Source organism: Natronomonas sp. EA1, assembly GCF_051195035.1.
Classification (GTDB): domain Archaea; phylum Halobacteriota; class Halobacteria; order Halobacteriales; family Haloarculaceae; genus JBNTJV01.
Genome location: NZ_JBNTJV010000002.1, coordinates 73,231 through 93,826 on the forward strand (window position 1 = coordinate 73,231; position 20,596 = coordinate 93,826).

Genomic DNA, 20,596 nt, shown 5'->3' on the forward strand with positions numbered 1-20,596 from the left:
CCTTTCTCGCCGCCCAACCATCCCCGAGTGATGGAGGCCATCTACCGGGACCGCGCCGTCTACCTCCCCGACGCGGACGCGCTCGTCGTCGCCGACCTCCACGTCGGGAAGGCCGCGGCCTCGTCGGTGCAGCTCGACCTGCGCGAGCGGGAGACGCTGCTGGAGCGACTGACGCGGCTGTGGGCGAGCTTCGAGCCCGCGGAGACGGTCGTCGCCGGGGACCTGCTCCACGCCTTCTCGACGGTCCCCCGCGGGGTCCCGGAGACGCTCGACGCGCTCCGGGAGCGGGCCGATACCGCCGGGACGGAGCTCGTCGTCACCCCCGGGAACCACGACACGCTGCTCGGGGAGCTGTGGGACAGCCCCCTCGAATCGGAGTACCGACTCGGGGATGCCGTCGTCTGTCACGGCCACGACCCCCCCGAGACCGACGCCGCGTGGTACGTCGTCGGGCACGACCACCCGGCCATCGACATCGAGGGGCGCAAGCGGCCGTGTTATCTCACGGGAGAGTCGCAGTACCGCGACCGGGGGCTGGTGATGCTCCCGTCGTTCTCCCCGCTCGCCGCGGGCCGAACGATAAACCGCCTCTCGACGGGCGATTTCCTCAGCCCGCTCGTGACCGACGTGAACGCGCTCTGTCCCGTCGTGCGCGACGAGGACGGGGACCAGACGCTCGAGTTCCCGCCACTCGGCGAGTTTCGGAGACTACTGTAACAGGTCCGCGGCGCGCCGGCCCGACGCCATCGCGCCGTGGATGGACGACCACCGGGTGTAGTCGCCCGCGAGGAGGACGCGCCCCTCCGGGGCGTCGGGGGCCGGGAGCGCGTCACGGAACCCCGGCGGCTGGGCGAACTGCGCGAACGCGATTCGGTCGACGTGTTCGAGTTCGAATCCCCCGAAGTCGACCTCGGGGTACCACGCGTCGATGGCCTCGCGCGTCCTGGCCGCCAGCGCCTCGTCCGACGCCTCGCGCTCCCCGAGGAACGTCGCGGCGAGGAGCTGTCGCCCGTCGGGCGCGTACGCCGGAGCCACGGTCGACATGGGTGCGACCGTGTTCGGCTCGCCGTCCGCGGCGTTGAGGATGATCCGCGTCTCCGTGTCGAGATACGCGTGTTCCGGGAGCGAGACCCACAGCGTCACGCACGACCGCGCCTCGGTGGGCGTCTCGACGCCGGTGAGCTCGCCTGCCGTCTTGGGATCCGTCGCGACGACGACCGCGTCGAACGCGCGGGTCTCGCCCCCGAGCTGGAGGGTTTCCCCGTCGAGGCCCGTCACTTCGGTGCCGGTCTCGATGGTCGCGCCCGCGTCGCGTGCGCCCGCGGCGAGCTGGGCGGGAATCGCACCCATCCCGGCCGCGGGGACGCCGATCTTCCCCTCCGTGAGCATCTTGTAGGTGTACTCGAACACCTTCACAGAGGTGGACAGCGAGCGGTCGAGGGTGATGCCGCCGTAGAACGGCGCGGCGAAGTTCTCGACGAACGCCTGTGAGAACCCCCGATCCGCGAGGGACGCCCGGATGGTGCGGTCCTCGCCCGCGAAGATCTCCGTCTCGTCCTTCCGGGCGAGTTCGCGCCCGAGCGTGAACAGCCGGAGCTTGTCGCCGACCCGAACGTCCCGGTTGAGGAGGGTGGGGACGAGCGCACTCGGCTCTCGGAGGGGGTCCGAGAGCGTCGACCGGTGGTTCGGCCGGGCGATGGTCGCCCCCGGCGAGAAGTAGCGCATGTCGAGGGCGTCCAGGTCGAGTTCGTCCCGGACCGAGGGGTACGCCGTGAACAGCACCTGAAACCCGCGGTCGAAGGTGTAGCCGTTCTCGTGTGTGGAGCGGACCCGGCCCCCGAGTTCGTCGCGCTCTTCGAACAGCGTCACCCGCTCCCCGCGCTCGGCCAGCCGTCGGGCGGCGACGAGTCCCGCGAGGCCACCGCCGACGATAGCGACATCCATACCCCGACATCGGACGCGGGCGTAAAAAGCACGCCCGGTTCCGCCGGAAAGGACACGCCTTAGTCTCGCCCACTCTCAGGTCGGGTATGGATACGACGGCGGCCTACGAGGGGCTGACCTGCTTCGACTGCGGTGGGAGTTTCGCGGACGAGCTCGGGCGCTGTCCCGACTGCGGGGGCGTCCTCGACCCCACCTACGACTACGACGCGGCCATCGAGTTCTCGGGCGACGGTGTCTGGCGCTACGCCGACCTCCTCCCCTTCTCGATCGACACCGCAGTCTCGATGGGCGAGGGGGACACCCCGCTCGTCGAGGCGCCAGCACTCGCCGAGGAGTTGGGCGTCGCGGAAGTGTACATCAAGGACGACGGCCGGAACCCCACCGGCTCCGGGGCCGACCGGGGCCAGAGCGTCGCCGTCACCGCGGCGAAAGACGCCGACTTCGACGAGGTGGCGCTCGCCTCCACCGGCAACGACGGGCAGTCCGCGACCGCGTACGCGGGTCGTGCCGGCCTCGACGCGACGGTGTTCGTCCCCTCCCGCTCCTCGTTCATCTCGAAGGCGATGATCAACGTCCACAACGGGGAGATGAAGGTCGTCGAGGGGCGCATCGGTGACGCGCAGGCCGCCTTCCGCGAGACCGACGGGGAGTGGGTCTCGCTCGGGGCGTTCGACACCCCCTTCCGCCACGACGGGGAGAAGACCCGCTACTTCGAGATTCACGAGCAGTTGGGGGGGACCCCGGACCACGTCGTCACCCCGGTCGGCGAGGGCGTCGGGCTGGTGGGGCTCTGGAAGGGCGCCCGGGAACTGGAGGAGCTCGGCCTCGCCGACGGACTCCCCACCCTCCACGCGGCGCAGGCCGAGGGGTGTGCCCCCTTCGTCCGCGCGTACGAGGAGGGGACCGACGAACCGGAGCCGTGGGAGTACCCGGACACCATCTGCGGCGGCATCGAAATTCCCGACCCCGCGGCGCCCGGCCCGGTGCTGGACGCGGTTCGCGAGAGCGGGGGCACCGCGGTCGCCACCGACGACGAGGCCATCCTCGACTCGGCCGTCACCGTCGCACAGCACGAGGGGCTGGAGATGGGCGTCGAGTGCGCGGCCGCGGCCTCGGGCGCGTGGGCGCTCGCCGAGGCAGGCGCCTTCGAGGCGGACGACACCGTCGTCCTCGTGAACACCGTCGCGGGGAGCAAGGACGCCGACGTGATTCGGAGCCACCTGATGCGGAAGGGCATCTGAGCACGCCGATTACACAATAGCTTTCAGCCACGACGCGGTTCTCCCGCCATGTTCGACGCCCTCACCACCCTCCTCGCGGGCACCGTCTTCGGGCTCGCGCTCGCGGCCCCGCCCGGCCCGATGAACGCCATCATCGCCGAGGAGTCCGTCGTCCGGGGGCGGGCCGCGGGCGTGAAAGCCGGCCTCGGTGCCGCCACGGCCGATTTCGTCTTCTTCCTGCTCGCGCTCGGGGGTGTCGTCGCCGTCATCGAACGGCTCCCGCTGCTCCACGCCGCGATGGTCGGCGTCGGCGGGCTGCTCATGCTGTATTTCGCCTACGGCGCGTACGCCGACGCCGCGGAGACGTTCCAGGGTGCCGGGACGGTCGAGGGGGAGAGTAAAGGGTTCCGGAAGGCGTTCGTCCTCGCGCTCACGAACCCGTACCAGATCCTCTTCTGGCTCACCGTCGGCGTGGGCCTGCTCGAACCCGGCACCCGCGACCTGCTCGCGCTCGTCTCGGAGTCGCTCGCGGGCCTGCTCGTCGTCCAGACCGGCTCGCCCGCGCTGCTCGTCGGGCTCTTTCTGGGGATCGGCATCTGGATAACGGGGTTCCCGGCCGCGCTCACGGCGGCGGAGCGGCGGGTGAACCGGCTCGCGCCCGTCGTGGCGACGGCTTCGGCGCTCGTACTGGCGGGCTTCGGCGTCTTCTTCCTCGCGGACGCGGCCGGGACGCTCTCGGGGCTGCTCTGAGCTACTCCGGGCCGAACTCGGTCTCCAGCTCCTCCATCCCCGAGACCTCGGACTCGAGCCACTCCTTGAACCACCGGACGCGCTTGATGCGCTGGTGGGCGATGGACTCCGCGGTGTCGCTCACGACCCGGGAGACGGCGTCCTCGCCGCGTTCGAGCACGCGCGCGACCATCTCGTTGGCGTCCATGTGCGTGCGGGCCTCGTACCCCATTCTGAGGAGCATCAGGGTCGTCCCGTTCGCACCCACCTTGTCGAGCAGGTCGGCCTCCATGAGACACCGGGCCTCGAGGGGCACGTCGGCGAGGTCACCCTGGTAGGAGTGGTCGCGGACGGCCTGACACACCTGCTCGATGAACGACTCGGGGTAGTCGGTCTGCGTCTCGAGGTACTGCCGCGCGACGCGCGCGCCCTCCTCGGCGTGGACGTCCTGGTCGGCTTCGAGCTTCGCGATGTCGTGGAACAGCGCGGCGACGCGCGTCACGTCGCTGTTCGCCCCCTCGCGCTCCGCGATGAAGGTCGCGAGGTCCGTGACGTTCAGGATGTGGTTGAACCGGTAGTCCGCGGAGTGCCAGGGGTACCACCGCATCCGGCCGCCCTCCTCCTCCTTCTCCACGCTGGCTTCGAGGTAGTCGTGGACGAACCGTTTCATCTGTTCGAAATCCGAGTCGGAAACGGGCGATTCCCGGATCTCAACTCCCATCGGGATCACCGCGAAAGTCGCAAACGTTGGTCATCTTACGATTAAAAAGGGTGTTTCGTCTCTTTACGTTTACGACACCTTGATTAAGTACGCCCGGCCCGATGGCCCGGTAATGACGGACGCACTCTACATGGACGACTCGTCGGTCCGGCGGTTCGAGGCCACCGTCGACCGGAGCCTCGACGGCCGCGTCGTGCTCGACCGGACCCACTTCTACCCCGACGGCGGCGGCCAGCCGGCCGACCACGGCGTCCTCCGCGCCGACGGCGAGGAGTGGGCAGTCACCGACGTCCGGAAGACGGACACCATCTACCACCACGTCGACGGCGAGATTCCCGAAGGAACGGTCGTGGAAGGCGAACTCGACTGGGAGCGCCGGTACGCCCACATGCGCTATCACACGGCCCAGCACCTGCTCTCCGCGCTGCTGTTGGAGGAGTTCGACGCCCCCACGCGCGGGAACCAGCTGTACGCGGACCGCGCGCGCATCGACGTGGCACACGGCCGCTTCACGGACGAGGACCTCGCGCAGGTCGAGGCGCGGATGAACGAACTCGTCGCGGACGCACGGTCGGTGACCTGGTACACCATGGACCGCGAGGAAGCTGAGAAAACCCTCGACACCGAGCGCACGCGCATCGACCTGCTGCCCGACTCGATTCGGGAGCTCAGGATCGTCGAGATCGAGGGGTACGACCGCACGGCCTGTGCCGGCACGCACGTCACGAACACCGAGGCCTGCGGCCGCGTCGAGGTCACGGGCCGCGAGAGCGGTGGGAAGGACCGCGAACGGCTCCACTTCACCCTCGCATGAACGTCAGACAGGTGCTCCCGCCGGACGCGATTCCGAGCATCGACGACCCCACCTTCGGGGAGGCGTACTTCGGCGACGACGCCGACGAGGTGGTCGTCCTCGACCGCGACGGTGACGTGCGGGCGTACCCGATCCGTATCCTGAACTACCACGAGATCGTGAACGCGGACCACGGGGGCCCCGTCGCCGTGACCTGGTGTCCGCTGTGTGCGAGCACCGTGGTCTACGACCGCGAGGTCGGCGGCCGGACGCTCACCTTCGGCGTCTCGGGGAAGCTGGCCGACGACGACCTCGTGATGTACGACAGGGAGACGGAAAGCGAGTGGAAACAGTCGCTCGGACGCGCCATCGCCGGCGACCTGGAGGGCGAGGAACTGACGATGCTCCCCGCCGGCCACATGTCGTACGGGAGGTTCCGCGAGCGCTACCCCGAGGCCTCGGTCCTCCACCCCCCGGGGGGGGAAGAGCGAGGCCGCGAGCGAGACGGACGAGCCCGCGGAGATCCGCTACGACGAGGAGCCCTATCGGGAGTATTTCGAGCTGGACGGCTTCGGCCTGAACGCCCACCGGGGTGGCGAGAGCCGGACGTGGGACCGCGAGGATCTCGACCCGAAGGAGATCGTCCTCGGCATCGAGCGCGACGGGGCGGTGCTGGGGTTCCCTCGCGAGCGCGTGCTCGCGGCGGGCGGACTCGTCCGGGCGCGCGTTGGTGACCTCGACGCACTCGTCGTCGCCGGCCCGGAGGGGATCCACGCCTACGAGGACCCCGGCCTCGGTCTCGACCGACACGGCGAGACGCTGGTCGGCGACGAGACGACGTGGGACCCCGCGACGGGCGCGAGCGCGGACGGGCGCGAACTCGTCCGCGTACCCGCACGGCGGCTGTTCGCGTTCGCGTGGCACGACGACCACGGGGACGTGTTCTGGTCGAGGTGACGCGTTTCCTCCGCCGGCGGTGGACGCCCGTCAAATTATGCTAACACACCGCACAATTATATTCATCGCGTACCAGCATAACGGTATGGACGTACGCACCGCTGAGCGTGGGGACGGCGACGCCATCCGAACCGTCGCGGAACAGTCGTTGAGCGCCTCCTACACCCTCTCGCCGACCGTCATCGAGCAGGCCGTCGAGAACTGGTACGGGGAGGACGCACTCGACGAGAAGTTCGCGGACCCGGACAGCCGCCTGCTCGTCGCGGAGGCCGACGGGGACGTGGTCGCGTTCTCCGAGAGCCTCATCGTCGACGCGCAGGGGGACATCCTCTGGCTCCACGTCGCCCCGAGCCACCGCGGCCGGGGCATCGGGAAGGCGCTCTACGAACAGACCCGCGAGACGCTGGACGAGGCCGGCGCGGAGGTCGTCCGGGGGCTGGTCCTCGCCGACAACGCCGAGGGGAACGAGTTCTACGAGGAGCAGGGGCTCGTGAAGGCCGGCGAGGACAGCGTCGAGATCGGCGGGAACACCCACGTCGAGAACGTCTACATCGAGGACGGCCCCGCCCCGCTGGAACCCATCACGGCCGACGGCCGCGAACTCTACGTGGACCACACCGACGCCGACCGGGGCTCCGACGGCCCGTTCCTCACCGTCTACGCCGATCGGGACCGCGAGCGCCGCTACGGGGCCTTCTGCGCCGTCTGCGACTCGCTGGTGACGACGATGGACACCATGGGCCGGATGCAGTGTGACTGCGGCAACGTCCGCCGACCGACCCGGTGGGACGCGGCGTACATGTGAGCCTCGCCCCGATTCGGGGACGCTCGGGAAGCGTCCACGACGAGTGCTCAAGCCCGTCGGTAGCGATGGTGGTGTAGGGAGTGCCCAAGGGGGCTTCCCTGCCGCGCCACCGTCGGGGACCAGTACGTCGTGGGTCTCACCGATTTGCCATCCGACGGCCGGCGCACCCGTGTCGGAGGCCGTCTGACCCCGCTGTCCCGGGGGCGGCCGCCCGCTCGTATTTTTCGCGGTGAGTTCACCACGAGCGGGCAGTATCCTCGTTCTCCCCCACGAACGCATCGAGGACCCAGCGGCCGAACTGTCGTCGTCCGTACTGATGCGTCGGGGGCGAAACCGAGACAGGGATGCACACGACGAATGGTAGCATAGGGCCGACGATTCGGGAAGGCAGTCTCCCATTTCGACGACGCAAAGGATGCCATAGAAGACGGGGACTACGAGGCCGCCGAGGACTACCTCACGCTCGCCAAGGAGCGCCTTGACGGGGCCGCCGACACCCTCGACAGCTACATCGACTGAACCACGTTCGGCATCCACCACTTCCGGTGTGAGTTGCGCGATTCGTGGTGCCTCGGTTACCGCTCCACATTCGCGCGGATGCTCCCCGATAGTTCAACGAAATTCACGGTCCCGCTCGGACGACCTGAACGCGCGGCACGGTGCCGCCCCCTGCTTGAGAACCGCGGTCAGGCACACACCCAACCACGGGCCACGCCTCTGACGGTGGATACCGGACGTCGAACACGACTTCAGGCATTCCAGACGCTCGGCTGGCCCGTGTTATACTGATTCGAGAGCCGTGGCTTCCGGACGTGGTATTTTATGTAAGAAAAATTATGTAGCTCCGCCCGGATTCGAACCAGGGTCCTGAGCTCCAAAGGCTCAGATGATTGGCCGCTACACCACGGAGCTTCAACCGCGATTAAACCGCCGTCCCACAATAGCGTTACTTTTCAGTATCTACTGAAATCGATTCTACCTCTGCGCGGCGGTGGCAGGAACGACAGAGCGAGATGACGTTCTCCAGTGTGTGCGCGTTCTGAGGATTGTCGAACTCACGGATTGGTGTCAGGTGGTGTACATCCGGTTCCTGGCCGATTTCATCTTTCGTAACCCCACAATGGCGACACTGGTGGTTATCGCGGTCGAGCGCGAGGCGTCGTACAGCCCACCACTTTCCGGAGTACGTGACATCCCCATCTATCCACTGATGGTGGTTTTCTCCGCGCCAGTTTTCTGACATCCACTCCGAGTGGCACCCACGACTACAGAACCGTCCTTCCCCATTGCGGACGACGTACGGATAGACAGAGAACAGCCCGTCACACTGCTCACATCGCCTCATTACAGGTGATGAGTCCTTCCTCTCGTATGATGGCGTCCCGAGAAACGAGGTTGCAGAGGAAACGCAGTCCGAGCAGTATACTCCCTTCTTGTCCGAGGGATAGTACTCGAACTCCTCGTCGCACCGCTTGCACTGCGTAGTCTCCTTCGCACCCTTCCAGTTTCCGTTGTGTTCTCCCGCATTCGGGTTACAATCGTCACAGAACACACGCTGTGCTTTCGGGTCGTAGAACTCCGTCGAACAACCCTTACACGTTCGATTCGGGAGCCGCTCGTCGTGCACTCTCGTGTGGTGTATTCGGACGCCCTGTTCCGTGTCCAGGTGTTTTCCACAGGTCGGACACTCCATACACCAGCCACTCGCGACAGCCGAAAATAGGTCAGCCAAGCGGACTGAAAGTGAAACTAGTCCGCCGTCGTCTCGGCGTCCAGCTCGATGAGCGAGCAGACGTCGTCCTCGGCCGAGAAGCAGTCGGGACACCGCGAGTCCCGGTCGATGATGGTGTCGAGCCGGTCGGCCACCGTCTCGTCGATGACCGACTCCAGCTGTTTCGCCTCCATCTGGAACTCCTCGACGTCGAGCACCTCGATGAGGAAGCGCTCGATGATACAGTAGGTCTGGAGCGCGTCGCGCGCCTGGACGATCCCCTCGTCGGTGAGCGAGACCCCCTTGTACTTCTCGTGGTCCGCGAGGCCACGCTCCTCGAGTTTGCCGATCATCTCGTTGGCGCTCGCGGGTGACACCGAGAGCGCGTCAGCGATCTTCCCCGTCGATGCCGGACCGTCCGCCTCCTCCTGGACCAGATAGATGGTTTTCAGGTACTGTTTCTGGGTGTTCATCGTTCCTCCATGAGTTTGGTCACCGCCTCGACGCCCTCCGCCTCCTCGTCACGGATCGTCCGCAGCGTCTCGATGAGCCGCTCGCGGTCCACCGAGAACGTCGTATCCGACGACGCGATGGCCGTGATGAGGTCGTCGTAGAACTTGTAGGCCGTCTCCTCGTTACAGAGCTGGTCGTACAGCACGCCGTCGAAGTCCCCGTCCGCCTCGTAGCGTGCCGAGACGAGCATCTCGATCTCCTCGTACGCGATGGTGTCGGCGTCGAGTTCGTCAACGAGCGTGGCGAGGCGTTCGCGGTGCTCCGCGGACTCCTCGGCCGCGTGTTCGAGCAACTCGACGATGTCGGGGTCGCGCTCCGACTCGTCGAGCGCCTCGTAGTGGTTGTGCGCCCGCGCCTCGAACACCTCCTCCAGCACCATCCCGATCTGGAGCAGTCGGGCGAGCTGGTGGTCGCTCGCGACGGGGTAGGAGACGCTCACGGCGACCACCCCGGCGTTTCGTTCATACTCGTTTTGGGATGGGGACCGTCTTAAGCCTCCGCCTTTTCGAGGATGTTTCTGGTGTGTTGAGAGATATTTTGGAGACGCCTCGAATACCTCGAAAGTCTCGATTTGTTGTTGAACCGCAGTGATAGCCACTACCAACAGCTCGAAAGCCCCCGGTCGCTCGGCTCGGTGCGCCCGCTGCGCTCCTCGCTCACTTCGCTCACTGCGGTGCTTGTCGGTGCGCGCCGTCGCCGACCGCCCGGCCCCTTTCAGTCCCACCCCGCGTGACTGGTCCGGCAGTCGTCGTCGGGTGGATGGTCCACCGGCAATCGCTCGATGGCTGGTCGGGGAGTCGTTGCGGGTGGGTGTGGGGGGAGTGGGAATGTCGCCACTCGGGGACTGGAAAGAGAGAAAGCCGCGGACTCGAGGCTTACTGCCGCGTCTTCAACAACCGTGGCGCAAGCGCCACGAATCTCAAAGCCCTACTCGCGGGCTTTGAGACGAGCCCGAACGGTCTCCTCGAAGTCCTCACGGAGTTCGTCGACCTCGATCTCGTCGAGGACGGGGACGAAGAAGCCCTCCACGAGCATGTTCTTCGCGAGGCGCTCGTTCACCCCTCGGGAAGTCATGTAGAACAGGTCCTCCGCGTCGACCTGCCCGACCGTCGCGGAGTGCGACGCCTCGGTGTCGTGGTTGTTGATGATGAGCTTCGGGCTCGCGTCGGCCTCGCTCTCGTCCGAGAGCATGAGGGTGTTCTCACGCTGGTACGACGAGGTGTCCCACGCGTCGCGCCCGACGTCCTGCACGCCCTCGTAGACGGAGCGCGCCTCGTCGTCGATGACGCCGCGAGTGACCAGGTCGGCGGTCGTGTGCTCGGCGCGGTGCCAGACACGCGCGTCGATGTCGAAGTGCTGGTCGTTGTGCCCGTAGAAGGCGCCGACGATCTTCGTCTCCGCGCCGTCACCGGCGAGCGTCGTCTCGACGCTGGATTTGGTGAGCCGGGAGCCGAGGTTGCAGTCGATGAAGTTGACCGTGCCGTAGGTGTCGGCGTGGCCCTCCTTCAGCTGATAGACGTAGGTCTCCTCGTCGACGTCCTGGAGGTTGCCGTACTGGACGTAGGCGTTCTCGCCCGCGACGACCTCCGTGATGCCGGAGTAGTAGCGGTTCCCCTCCAATTCGTCGCCGGTCTGTTGACGCTCCAGCATCGTCACCGACGCGGACTCCTCCGCGACGACGAGGGTGTAGTTGAACAGCGAGCGGCTGTTCATCGTCGTGCGCACCTTCACGTCCTCGGCGTCGACGCCCTTCGGGACGTGGACGACCGTGCCGGTCGTAAAGAGCGCCGTCGAGAGTGCCGTGAGGTAGTTGGTCTGCGGGTCCGCGACGGAGCCGAAGTGCTCCTTGAGGAGCTCCTCGTGCTCGGCGACGGCCTCCGCGAACGGGAGGACGTTCACGTCGTCGGGCGCCTCCAGCTCCTTCTCCTCGGCGGCGTTCTCCGGGTCGACGAGCGTCTCGAAGTCGAGCGTCTCGAGGTTCGTCCACTTGCGACCCGGCGTCTGGATGACGGCCGGGAAGTCGGTCTCGTCGAGCGCGGCGAGCGCCTCCAGTCGGGTCTCTAAGAGCCACTCCGGCTCGTCGAGCGACTCGGAGATGGCGCGTACCTGTGCCTCCGTGAGGGAGGCGTGTACCTGCGTACTCATCTATCCGAGCGAACCCTCCATTTCGAGTTCGATGAGGCGGTTGAGTTCGACCGCGTACTCGATGGGCAGCTCCTCCGTGATGGGCTCGATGAAGCCGGCGACGATCATCTGCTTGGCGTCGTCGTCGTCCAGTCCGCGCGACTGGAGGTAGAAGACGTCCTCGTCGCCGATCTTCCCGACGGTGGCCTCGTGGGCCACGTCGACCTTCGACTCCTCGATCTCCATGTACGGCATGGTGTCCGAGGTGGACTCGTTGTCGAACATCAGGGCGTCACACTCGACCGAGGTCGAGGAGCCCTCTGCGCCGTCCGCGATGTGGACGAGGCCCCGATAATTGGTACGGCCGCCGTCCTTCGAGATGGACTTCGACTCGATGGTGGATTTCGTGTTCGGCGCGTTGTGGTACACCTTCGCGCCGGTGTCGATGTTCTGGCCCTTCCCCGCGAACGCGATGGTGATGTGGTTGTCCGTCGCACCGGGGCCCTTGAGGATAGTACACGGGTAGAGCATGGTGGCCTTCGAGCCCATCGAGCCCGAGACCCACTCCATCGTCGCGTCCTTCTCACAGATGGCGCGCTTCGTGTTGAGGTTGTACGTGTTCTTCGACCAGTTCTGGACGGTCGAGTACTGAACGTGGGCACCCTCCTTCACGAACACCTCGACCCCACCGGAGTGGAGGTTGAAGTGGCTGTACTTGGGGGCGGAACAGCCCTCGATGTAGTGCACCTCGGAGTTCTCCTCGGCGATGATGAGGGTGTGTTCGAACTGCCCCATCCCCTCGGAGTTCATCCGGAAGTACGCCTGAATCGGCATCTCGACCGTCACGCCCTCGGGGACGTAGACGAACGAGCCGCCGGACCAGATGGCGCCGTGGAGCGCCGCGAACTTGTTGTCGCTCGGGGGGACGCACTTCGTCATGAAGTACTCGCGGACGAGCTCTTCGTGCTCCTGGACGGCCTTGTCCATGTCACAGAAGATCACGCCCTTCTCCTCCCACTGCTCCTGCATGTTCTGGTAGACGATCTCCGACTCGTACTGGGCACCCACACCGGAGAGCGCGTTGCGCTCCGCTTCCGGGATACCGAGCTTGTCGAAGGTGTCACGGATCTCGTCGGGGAGGTCCTCCCACTTGTCCGCACCGCCGCGCACCTCGATGTCGGGGCGGATGTACGGGACGATCTCGTCGATGTCGACCTCGGAGAGGTCCGGCTGGCCGGGCCAGTCGGTCGGCATCGGCATCTCCTGGAACTGCCGCAGCGCGCGCAGCCGGCGCTGGAGCATCCATTCCGGTTCGTTCTTGTCCTCGGAGATGACGCGAATCGTCTCCTCGGTGAGGCCCTTCTCGGTTTTGAACGCCGCCTTCTGTTCTTTCTTGAACTCGAAGCGGGCCTCAGTGTCGGTCTCCTTCAGATGGTCCTGTTCGGAACTCATGGTTTGTTGGTGGTTGTTGGGACGCTGGACGGTTAGGTGTTAGGCAGACTCGTAGACTTCCTCGCGGACCCAGTCGTACCCCTTGTCCTCGAGCTGCTCCGCGAGGGAGGCGTCGCCGCTCTTGACGACACGACCGTCCATCATGATGTGGACGTGGTCCGGCTCGACGTAGTCGAGGATACGCTGGTAGTGGGTGATCTGGAGGATACCGGTGCCCTGCTCGTCGCGCAGCGCGTTGATACCCTTCGAGACGTCCTGCAGCCGGTCGATGTCGAGCCCGGAGTCGATCTCGTCGAGCACGGCGATGGACGGCTCGAGGATGGCGGCCTGCAGCACCTCGTTCTGCTTCTTCTCACCGCCGGAGAAGCCGGCGTTGAGATAGCGCTGGGCGAACTTGGCGTCCATGTCGAGCAGCTCCATCTTCTCCTGGAGCAGCTGCTGGAACTCCGCGACACCGATCTCGCCGTCGTCGGGGTTCCCCTCCATCGGGGAGGTGTCGTAGCCCGCGTCCTCCTCTTCCTCCTCTTCGTCGTCCTCGGAGAAGAGGTCCTCGCGCTCCTCGAGCTTGGCGTTGAGCGCGGTGCGCAGGAAGTTCACCATGGTTACCCCCTCGATCTCGACGGGGTACTGGAAGCCGAGGAAGACGCCGAGCGCGGCGCGCTCGTTCGGCTCCAACTCGAGGAGGTTCCACGTGCGCATATCCTCGGGGATGTCGAAGTCCTCGCCGAACTCGTCGTCCTCGAGGTGGATGAGGATCTCGCCGTCGGTGACCTCGTAGGCCGGGTGACCAGCGACGATCTTCGCGGTAGTCGATTTGCCACTGCCGTTCGGGCCCATGAGGGCGTGAATCTCGCCCGACTGGACCTCGAGGTCGACGCCGCGGAGGATGGTCTCGCCACCCTCCTCGGCGACGTTTGCGTGAAGGTTCTTGATTTCGAGCGTTGCCATTGTTAGGACAGCCGAAACCTAGTGGAGGGCGGCATTAATGGTTTCGGGACAGCGCCGTTTGACTTCTCGATTCAGAAAACAAATTTTTCAGAAGCGAAACGCACTCCCGTCGTCGGAATCCCCCGATTCCGGAGCGAGACCGTGTGAGATCCTTTCACGCGAAGGATTCACACGACCTCACATGAAGCTGCCGAGTCCCGTCTGCTCCTGCCCGGATTTGACCTCGTCCCACGACACGTCGAGCGACTCGATGATGCGGGCGATCGGCCCTTTGAGCGTCTTGTCCAGCATCTTGTCCCAGTCCACCTCGAAGGCGTCCGGCACCTCGTCCGCGTACTCGAAGCAGATGACGTCCGGGTCGCGCTTGAACTCACCGTACAGGGCGTTCTCCGCGGGGTCCAGCCCCCGTTCGGCCTCGACCTTCCGGAAGAACTCCGGGTGGACCTTCTTCAGGTAGAGCCGTTTGGGCTTCGAGCCACGCTGGAAGTTGGTTCCGAGGAGGAGGTTCGCGTACTTCGCCCCACGGACGTGCGCGGTGTCGGTGTCGTAGTCGTCGAGCCGTTTGCCGATACCGCCCGGAATCCCGATCTCGTCGAGCGAGAGGTTCCCCTCGAGGAAGTCGCTGATGACCTCGTGGACGTACTCCGTGATGACCTCGAGGTCCTCCCCACGCACGATCATATCGAGCACCTCCTTCTGGACCTCCTTCGTCACCGGCGCGATGTCAGAGCGCTTGTACTCGAAGCCGGTGATGTCGATGTCGTCGACGTCCTTCCCTTCTTTCCAGACGATGTGCCCCGCGTAGCGCTTCTTCTTGCCCGCCTGGAAGAACCGTCGATAGAGCTTCTCGAACTCGATCTGGAAGCGGTGGTGGGCCGCATCGAGGGTATCCAGCGCGAACTCGTCGTACGAACCGTTGATGGCCTCCTCCAGTTCGTGGCCCTTCTCGATGGCCGCGGCGATCATCTCCAGCTCCGACTCGTCCATGTCGGGGTGCGCCTCCCGCATCTTCTCGGTGACTTCGACGCCGCCGTCGATGTCGTCTGCAGAAATATGTCCAATCTCCAACATGACAGAATCCGTATCTCCATACGCCACCTCGTGGCCGACCTCGTTCGCCGCGTTCTCCGTGTGCGCGATGACCTCTCTCCCCGTTGCGGTTACGGCCGCACCCATCTCCTTGTCGTAGAGGCGGAAGCGGTCCCAGCCCAACACGCCGTACAGAGAGTTACCAACGAATTGATATTTTCCGTTCCGGCCAGCGAGGAGCGTGTTGTTGTCCGCGACCGTGACACAGTACACCCCGTCCTCGGCCGTGCTCCGGCCACCACTGCGGTGCATCCGGAAGCTGTTCTTCCCGTCCTCGGTGCAGTAGACCCGCCACGACCCGCTGTCGTGGTTGTAGCTCGCGGTCAGTCCGAGATGGGCACAGAGTCTGAGCAGGTCGTCACGGAGCCGTTCGCTGGAGGTCGTATACCGCCAACTGTTCACCTGTCGGTCGCCGTCGCCAGCGATGAGCGTGTCGAGGAACCGTTCTTTCTGTTCGCGGCTCGCATCGAACACGAGATCAGGGATGCGCTTCTCGAAGCTGTTCTCACCACACAGCGATTCGAGCCACTCGCCGAGCACGCGAGAGGTGAACTGATACCCCTTTTCGTTCGTGTACGCGTCGAACCCCATCCGGTCGAGGAGGCCACCGATAGCGGTGTGGTCGTCACCTGCACCACCGTCCGGAACCGCGTCCTGTGCGATCTGAATCGTCGTCGCGCTCCCGCGGAACTGCTCACCGAACTGCTTGTCCTCGGACGTGTACACCGACCCCTCGGTGATGTACCACGCGAGCAGTTGGAGGAAGTCGTCGCCGTCGTACGTCCGCGGAATCCACTTCCGACCGCTCTCAAGATGGACGAAGGACATCTCACAGACCGACTCGATATACTCGCGGTGGTCCTCGAACTCGTCGGGCGTGAACACGTAGCCGGTCTGTCCGAGGTCGGCCTTCGGGACGCGCCGCGGTGTCCACCCCAGCTCCGCGGTGAACGTGTGGCCGTGGACCGAGGGTCGCACCCAGACCTCGTACTCGTCGAGGTGTTCCGTGAGGTCGACACGGTCGAGTCGCTCACCGTCCGGCCCGTCCCACCCGTGCGGGAGTTCGTAGTGTGACGAGTCGTTCAACTCGCCGGCCTCCACGAACCGGAAGTCGTCCCACGACGCGCCGTTCGTGTCGTCCTGCCTGACGAGCATCCGGTGGTTCGGCGTCACGCGGAAGTCGGTCTTGCTCGTCTGGATGTCGACGAGTTCACCCCGGTAGTCGGGGTACGCGTGTGTCTCCACGACCGGCTTCACCTCCATCCGCATCGTCTCCGGGTCGAGCGAGTAGACCTCGTCACCGACGTCGAGGTCACGGATGTTCCGAACACCATCGGGTGTGAGTACGTCCGTGTCCGGCGTGAAGCAGTTCATGATGACCTTGACAGCTGCCTGCTGCCGGTCGAACCGCTCGTACTCGTCGCTCCCGACGGCGTGGTCGTTGCGGGCACCCTTCTTCTCCTCGCGTTCGGTGAGGAGTTCGTCGACCATCTCCCGGATGATGCCGTCCGGCTCCTTCCGGAAGTGGGTGCCGTTGGGCGCTTTGTACGTGTCCCCGTCGTAGTCGGCCCCGACCTTCGTCTCGGGGCTGGCGTTGATGGTCACCATGCACATGGGGTAGAGCGACTGTCCGACCCACTGGTAGTTCCCGTTGCGCCCGGCGAGAACGACGTGGTTGTCCTCGGCGGTCACACAGTAGACGTTCCCGTCGTGCGGTTCGACGGTCGCGTTCGTCTCTTTTTTGAATGAGCCCCGTTTGCCGACGGAGACGTACCACGTCCCGTCCGACTGCTCGGAGACCGTCGGTTTGTGGCCACAGCGGACGGCGAGGTCAGCGACCGCGTCGCGGAGGTGCTCGCTTTTCGTCCAGAACTTCCGGAGCCCCGAGTCGGTGTGACTTCCGTCGCCGCGTATCATCGTGTCGAGACAAACCTCGAGCAAGGAACTGTCGAGGCCGAACACCCACTCCGGGAGTCGCTTGTCGGCGAAGCCGACGCCACAGTTGTCCGCCAGCCACTCCAACGCGTAGCGGTTCGAGATATTGACACCCCGGTCCCCGGTGTTGTAGTTGAGCCCCATTCGGTCGAGGAGGGCAGTGATCGAGTCACGCCCGTCCGGGTCCTGCTGGTGGAGCGTAACTCTCCCGGCGTTCCGGTCGAGACTCCCCTCGGTGACGTACCAGCCGATGAACTCGAGCCAGTCCACCATATCGAACGAGGGTGGTGTCTCGCGGTGTTGGGTGTCGTACTTCAGGAACACGTCGTCTGCGTGTTCGTCGATGGTCTCACGGTGTTCACGGTAGCGTTCGAGCGGGATGAGGTATTTCCCGACCCGCCGTTCGAGACCGAGTGCCTGTGAACTCCCGTGGGCGAGGGTGAGCGCGTCCGTCACTGGTTCCGGCATTCGGTTCCGGAAGCGCCGGAGGTCGTCGTCCGTGTACACGACCACGTTTCCCCCCTCAGCCTCATCGATGAGGTCGAACGTCTCTGGAGTCGCCCCCGAGACAGCTCGATGTTGCGGGAACGCGAACCGTTCGTAGTCCGGGATATCCCTGTACGGCAAGAACTCGAAGTCCGACGGCGATTGGTCGTCCCAACCTCGGTCGTCGGAGACGAGGAATCGGTGGTTCTCCGTCACTTTCAGGTCGTGCGTGTTTCCACTCAGGTGGTGGAGTTCACCGAAGCGGTTCGGGTACTCGTGGGTCTCCGCGACCGGCTTCACCTCACACTCGAAGGTTTCGGGGTTGAGCGTGTAGATCTCGTCGCCGACCTCGAGCTCACGGATGTTTCGCGGACCCTTGGGCGTGAGTACGTTCGTGTCTTCACTGAAACACTTCAGGTCGAGCACGGTGACGTTCTCCATCACCCCAGAAATCGGGTCGAAGACGGCCCCGCCTTCGTAGTCCTCGCTCTCCACGGCGCCCTTCGAGGGCAGGGCGAACTCGCCGTGGACCTTATGCAGGATGTAGAGGTCCACCGCGTCGCCGGGGGTGGTCGCATCTTCGAGTTTACAGCCGACGAAGGAGGCGACCTCCTGCCAGAACGGGATGATGTCCTGTTTCCGGTTGAGTTCGACACAGAGCTCCACGTCACGGAGGTTGTACTCGAGGAGGCGCTCGGGGTCGTTCTCCCAGAGGTCACCGATGTCGCCGGCGTAGCGCTCCTTGCCGACGCCGAGTTCGACTTCCCCGACGGCATCGAGCCGATACGAATCGAGTTCGGTGAACTGGGTCCGCTTGTAGGCGTACAGCAGGTCGAAGACGACCCGGCCCTTGATGTTGGGGCCCTGCCAGTCGGAGCGCCAGACCTCGTTCACCCGGGAGAGGCGGTTGTAATCGAGGTCGTACTCCTCGCTCTCGAGGCGCTCCAGCCGGTCGATGAAGTACGGCGCGTCGAAGTCGTCGAAGTTCCAGCCCGTGAGGATGTCCGGGTCGGTCGTCTCGATGTAGTCGAGGAACGCCTCCAGCATCGCTTCTTCCGTCTCGAAGCGCTCGACGCGGGCGTCGAGGTCCTCGGAGATGGGGTCGTAGTCGGCGAGGCTGTCGGGGCCTTTCGCCTCGTCGGGGGCCTCGTAGAGCCAGACGACGTACTCGTCGTCGTAGGAGTCGTGGGAGGTGAGACAGATGATCGTCTCCTCCCCCTCCTCGGGGAACCCCTGTCTGTCGTCCACCTCGATGTCGAAGGTGTTGACGCGCGGGTCGACGGAGAGCTCGACGGGCCGAATCTCGGCGTGGTGGACCTTCGCGACCGTCTCGTCCGTCCAGCGCGCGGGCACCCGGACGCCGCTCGTGATGTCCTTGTCGATGAGCAGGCGGTTCGGGAAGAGGATGTCCGCCTCGTAGTGAGAAAAGCGGTCGCGGAGCTGCCCCACGTCGCGCGGGGTCTGGCCGAACACCTTCACCAGCCGTTCCCCGCGGATGGACTCGTAGACGACGACCTCGTCGTCCGCGCCCTCGACCTCCTCCCCTTGCCGGCGCAGGTCGGCGTTCGTCTCGAGGCCGACGATGCGCTCCTCGGCCAGCCGTTCGTCCGCGAAGTCCCCCTCCCGGAGGGGCTCGTTCGGCTCGTGTGTCAGGTCCTCGATGGGGGTGTAGAAGTACGGCTGGAACTCCTCGACCCGGACGTGGACCACTTCCCGGTTCTCGGTGCGCCCGAACACGTGGAGGACGGGGTACTCGTCGTCGCCGTACCCCTCGACGGTGTAGTCGACCTGCGTGACCGCGAGGTCGACCGTCTCCTCGACCGGGGGGAACCGTCGCTCGTCGAGGTCGACGAGGTCGGCCCGTTCGTCACCCTCGGTGACGTGGCGCGCCTCCCGCTCGACGAGGTCGGCGTCGCCCCCAGCGCCCCACGACGAGAGATCTGCCTGCTGGTCGCTCATTGGGAGGCCTTTGGTCTGCCGGGTAAAAACCCCGGTGGTCCGGGGGGCGTATGCCGGCCGTCACGCGCCCGGAATCGGCGAGGAGAATCCGCTGAGGGCATCGGTGTGCGCGGTTGTCAGTGCCACAAGGGTTTTACCATGTCACATCCTACCACAGTCCGGTGACATCTACCATGCCCAACAAGGATGCCCCGTCGGACGGTGAGCGTTCGGGCGCCTCGCGCCCTGAGCCAGCCATGTCGGATGCGGTCTCCACCACCGAGGTGTACGAGACTGACGAGGGCGTGGTGTTCTACGACGCCGAACATCCGCTCGCCTGGATTCAGACGAGCAAGACCGTGCGGCTGACCGACGCCGCGTAGGCAATCCCTTTTGTCGCCCGGCCGTGTACTCTCATCTGTGAAACTCGACGAGGAGGACGGCTGGCCGGACGAGCCTCCGGAGTTCGACCCCGGTAGCATCGGCCCCCGCGCCCCGACCATGACGGACTACTCCGGGAAGGCGAACGAGCTCGACGACGAGACGTTCCGCGCCTTCTGGTCGGCCGTACTCGCGGCCAACTACGGCGTCTTCGGTGTCACCGTCGGCCCCATGCTGGTCTACTTCCTCGGTGACACCCTCCGCGGCGGCCTGTTGTTCGTCACCGGTGTCATCGCCCTCGGCTACACCTACTACCAGTACACACAGAACACGGGGAACAGCGAGGAACCGGGAGACGATGAGGAGACGGAGAACGCCGAGAAGCCGGAAGACAACGGGGAGACCGACATCGACGACGAGCCATGAGAACGGTCGAGTACGACGGCGAGACGTATCTCCTCCGCAAGCAGTCGGGCGAGTCCAGTCTCATCGAGCACCCGAAAACGGGTGAAACGCAGTACGTCGAGAACGACGCCATCGACGGGGTTGCGGGTGAGTCCCCGCTCGAGACCGCGGCGCGCGCCGTCCCCGAATCCGTCCGCAAGCTCATCTCCGCGACCCATAGCGACCGCGCACTCGGCCTCCTGCTCGAAATCGACGCACAGGGGCCGGTCGCCGCCCGCGAGCTCATCGGGCGCTACGACACCTGCGAGTCGGACCTCCACGGGATGCTCGGGGAGTTCCGCGCGGCCGGGCTCGTCGAGGAGGCCACGGTGGTGGGTGAACGGGGGTACGACACGACCGCGGCCGGAGAAGAGGCGGTCGCGTTCCTCAGACGGGAGTAGGGCAG

The 20,596-nt window shown here is 65.6% G+C and carries 18 protein-coding genes, 1 tRNA gene and 1 pseudogene; 10 read left to right on the plus strand and 10 right to left on the minus strand.

What is annotated here, in order from left to right; all coding sequences use genetic code 11:
- Positions 1 to 30 precede the first annotated feature (30 nt).
- Positions 31 to 717 carry a metallophosphoesterase gene (locus ACQUQR_RS06245; protein WP_435195593.1) on the plus strand — a complete coding sequence of 229 codons (687 nt, stop codon included), beginning with the start codon at positions 31 to 33 and terminating at the stop codon, positions 715 to 717.
- Here ACQUQR_RS06245 and ACQUQR_RS06250 read toward each other — a convergent pair.
- Complete coding sequence (locus ACQUQR_RS06250) at positions 709 to 1,944, minus strand: NAD(P)/FAD-dependent oxidoreductase (RefSeq protein ID WP_435195594.1); 1,236 nt, start codon at positions 1,942 to 1,944, stop codon at positions 709 to 711. The two genes, ACQUQR_RS06245 and ACQUQR_RS06250, sit on opposite strands and share 9 nt — an antisense overlap.
- An 86-nt stretch (positions 1,945 to 2,030) precedes the next feature.
- On the opposite strand from ACQUQR_RS06250, the gene ACQUQR_RS06255 reads away from it, so the two are divergent.
- Positions 2,031 to 3,185: a threonine synthase gene (locus ACQUQR_RS06255; protein WP_435195595.1), complete on the plus strand. Its 1,155-nt coding sequence runs from the start codon at positions 2,031 to 2,033 to the stop codon at positions 3,183 to 3,185.
- Positions 3,186 to 3,233: 48 nt separating this feature from the next.
- The gene (locus tag ACQUQR_RS06260; RefSeq protein WP_435195596.1) at positions 3,234 to 3,914 is read left to right on the plus strand and encodes a LysE family translocator; all 681 of its coding nucleotides are present in this window, start codon (positions 3,234 to 3,236) and stop codon (positions 3,912 to 3,914) included.
- Between the two features lies 1 nt (position 3,915).
- On the opposite strand, the gene ACQUQR_RS06265 is transcribed toward ACQUQR_RS06260, so the two are convergent.
- Positions 3,916 to 4,614 carry an HD domain-containing protein gene (locus tag ACQUQR_RS06265; protein WP_435195597.1) on the minus strand — a complete coding sequence of 233 codons (699 nt, stop codon included), beginning with the start codon at positions 4,612 to 4,614 and terminating at the stop codon, positions 3,916 to 3,918.
- Positions 4,615 to 4,726: 112 nt separating this feature from the next.
- Here ACQUQR_RS06265 and ACQUQR_RS06270 point away from each other — a divergent pair, with 112 nt between their 5' ends.
- The 4 genes and pseudogenes from ACQUQR_RS06270 (at position 4,727) to ACQUQR_RS06285 (ending at position 7,169) form a co-directional block, all read left to right on the plus strand.
- Positions 4,727 to 5,428, plus strand: coding sequence for an alanyl-tRNA editing protein (locus tag ACQUQR_RS06270; protein ID WP_435195598.1), 702 nt, complete (start codon positions 4,727 to 4,729; stop codon positions 5,426 to 5,428).
- Positions 5,425 to 5,832: pseudogene (locus ACQUQR_RS06275) on the plus strand (DUF3179 domain-containing (seleno)protein); the annotation flags it as partial. The gene ACQUQR_RS06270 and the pseudogene ACQUQR_RS06275, both read left to right, overlap by 4 nt.
- Positions 5,833 to 5,983: 151 nt before the next feature.
- The gene (locus ACQUQR_RS06280) at positions 5,984 to 6,364 is read left to right on the plus strand and encodes a DUF3179 domain-containing (seleno)protein (RefSeq protein WP_435196257.1); all 381 of its coding nucleotides are present in this window, start codon (positions 5,984 to 5,986) and stop codon (positions 6,362 to 6,364) included.
- Between the two features lie 85 nt (positions 6,365 to 6,449).
- Entirely contained in the window at positions 6,450 to 7,169 is a 720-nt protein-coding gene (locus ACQUQR_RS06285) for a GNAT family N-acetyltransferase (RefSeq protein ID WP_435195599.1), read from the plus strand.
- 839 nt (positions 7,170 to 8,008) lie between these two features.
- Here the strand turns inward: ACQUQR_RS06285 and ACQUQR_RS06290 are convergent.
- The 8 genes from ACQUQR_RS06290 to ACQUQR_RS06325 all read right to left on the minus strand — a co-directional run bounded on the left by ACQUQR_RS06290 (position 8,009) and on the right by ACQUQR_RS06325 (position 19,386).
- A tRNA-Gln gene (locus tag ACQUQR_RS06290) sits at positions 8,009 to 8,081 on the minus strand.
- Between the two features lie 34 nt (positions 8,082 to 8,115).
- On the minus strand, positions 8,116 to 8,862 hold the full coding sequence (locus tag ACQUQR_RS06295) for an HNH endonuclease (protein ID WP_435195600.1): 747 nt from the start codon (positions 8,860 to 8,862) through the stop codon (positions 8,116 to 8,118).
- A gap of 56 nt (positions 8,863 to 8,918) precedes the next feature.
- Positions 8,919 to 9,353 carry a metal-dependent transcriptional regulator gene (locus tag ACQUQR_RS06300; RefSeq protein ID WP_435195601.1) on the minus strand — a complete coding sequence of 145 codons (435 nt, stop codon included), beginning with the start codon at positions 9,351 to 9,353 and terminating at the stop codon, positions 8,919 to 8,921.
- Complete coding sequence (locus tag ACQUQR_RS06305; RefSeq protein WP_435195602.1) at positions 9,350 to 9,832, minus strand: ferritin-like domain-containing protein; 483 nt, start codon at positions 9,830 to 9,832, stop codon at positions 9,350 to 9,352. The genes ACQUQR_RS06300 and ACQUQR_RS06305 overlap by 4 nt, the downstream gene beginning before the upstream one ends.
- A 488-nt stretch (positions 9,833 to 10,320) precedes the next feature.
- Positions 10,321 to 11,538 carry a Fe-S cluster assembly protein SufD gene (gene sufD, locus ACQUQR_RS06310; protein ID WP_435195603.1) on the minus strand — a complete coding sequence of 406 codons (1,218 nt, stop codon included), beginning with the start codon at positions 11,536 to 11,538 and terminating at the stop codon, positions 10,321 to 10,323.
- Entirely contained in the window at positions 11,539 to 12,969 is a 1,431-nt protein-coding gene (gene sufB, locus ACQUQR_RS06315) for a Fe-S cluster assembly protein SufB (RefSeq protein ID WP_435195604.1), read from the minus strand. It lies immediately after the preceding gene.
- Positions 12,970 to 13,008: 39 nt separating this feature from the next.
- On the minus strand, positions 13,009 to 13,917 hold the full coding sequence (locus ACQUQR_RS06320) for an ABC transporter ATP-binding protein (protein WP_435195605.1): 909 nt from the start codon (positions 13,915 to 13,917) through the stop codon (positions 13,009 to 13,011).
- 177 nt (positions 13,918 to 14,094) lie between these two features.
- Complete coding sequence (locus ACQUQR_RS06325) at positions 14,095 to 19,386, minus strand: DNA polymerase domain-containing protein (RefSeq protein ID WP_435195606.1); 5,292 nt, start codon at positions 19,384 to 19,386, stop codon at positions 14,095 to 14,097.
- Positions 19,387 to 19,547: 161 nt separating this feature from the next.
- On the opposite strand from ACQUQR_RS06325, the gene ACQUQR_RS06330 reads away from it, so the two are divergent.
- Genes ACQUQR_RS06330 through ACQUQR_RS06340 form a run of 3 tightly spaced genes read left to right on the plus strand, consistent with a single transcriptional unit; the run spans position 19,548 to position 20,591 of the window.
- Positions 19,548 to 19,748: a DUF7331 family protein gene (locus tag ACQUQR_RS06330; RefSeq protein WP_435195607.1), complete on the plus strand. Its 201-nt coding sequence runs from the start codon at positions 19,548 to 19,550 to the stop codon at positions 19,746 to 19,748.
- A 37-nt stretch (positions 19,749 to 19,785) separates the two neighbouring features.
- Complete coding sequence (locus ACQUQR_RS06335) at positions 19,786 to 20,172, plus strand: DUF7322 domain-containing protein (protein ID WP_435195608.1); 387 nt, start codon at positions 19,786 to 19,788, stop codon at positions 20,170 to 20,172.
- Positions 20,169 to 20,591 carry a DUF7346 family protein gene (locus ACQUQR_RS06340; RefSeq protein ID WP_435195609.1) on the plus strand — a complete coding sequence of 141 codons (423 nt, stop codon included), beginning with the start codon at positions 20,169 to 20,171 and terminating at the stop codon, positions 20,589 to 20,591. Before ACQUQR_RS06335 ends, ACQUQR_RS06340 begins: the two co-directional genes overlap by 4 nt.
- The last annotated feature ends 5 nt before the right edge of the window (positions 20,592 to 20,596 follow it).

What these genes read in the sequence shown, in the direction of transcription:
- ACQUQR_RS06285 (WP_435195599.1), top strand. Translation starts at nt 6,450, where the DNA reads ATGGACGTACGCACCGCTGAGCGTGGGGACGGCGACGCCATCCGAACC.
- ACQUQR_RS06340 (WP_435195609.1), top strand. Translation starts at nt 20,169, where the DNA reads ATGAGAACGGTCGAGTACGACGGCGAGACGTATCTCCTCCGCAAGCAG.
- ACQUQR_RS06260 (WP_435195596.1), top strand. Translation starts at nt 3,234, where the DNA reads ATGTTCGACGCCCTCACCACCCTCCTCGCGGGCACCGTCTTCGGGCTC.
- ACQUQR_RS06325 (WP_435195606.1), bottom strand. Translation starts at nt 19,386, where the DNA reads ATGAGCGACCAGCAGGCAGATCTCTCGTCGTGGGGCGCTGGGGGCGAC.
- sufB (WP_435195604.1), bottom strand. Translation starts at nt 12,969, where the DNA reads ATGAGTTCCGAACAGGACCATCTGAAGGAGACCGACACTGAGGCCCGC.
- ACQUQR_RS06295 (WP_435195600.1), bottom strand. Translation starts at nt 8,862, where the DNA reads ATGGAGTGTCCGACCTGTGGAAAACACCTGGACACGGAACAGGGCGTC.
- sufD (WP_435195603.1), bottom strand. Translation starts at nt 11,538, where the DNA reads ATGAGTACGCAGGTACACGCCTCCCTCACGGAGGCACAGGTACGCGCC.
- ACQUQR_RS06300 (WP_435195601.1), bottom strand. Translation starts at nt 9,353, where the DNA reads ATGAACACCCAGAAACAGTACCTGAAAACCATCTATCTGGTCCAGGAG.
- ACQUQR_RS06250 (WP_435195594.1), bottom strand. Translation starts at nt 1,944, where the DNA reads ATGGATGTCGCTATCGTCGGCGGTGGCCTCGCGGGACTCGTCGCCGCC.
- ACQUQR_RS06245 (WP_435195593.1), top strand. Translation starts at nt 31, where the DNA reads ATGGAGGCCATCTACCGGGACCGCGCCGTCTACCTCCCCGACGCGGAC.
- ACQUQR_RS06255 (WP_435195595.1), top strand. Translation starts at nt 2,031, where the DNA reads ATGGATACGACGGCGGCCTACGAGGGGCTGACCTGCTTCGACTGCGGT.
- ACQUQR_RS06320 (WP_435195605.1), bottom strand. Translation starts at nt 13,917, where the DNA reads ATGGCAACGCTCGAAATCAAGAACCTTCACGCAAACGTCGCCGAGGAG.
- ACQUQR_RS06265 (WP_435195597.1), bottom strand. Translation starts at nt 4,614, where the DNA reads ATGGGAGTTGAGATCCGGGAATCGCCCGTTTCCGACTCGGATTTCGAA.
- ACQUQR_RS06270 (WP_435195598.1), top strand. Translation starts at nt 4,727, where the DNA reads ATGACGGACGCACTCTACATGGACGACTCGTCGGTCCGGCGGTTCGAG.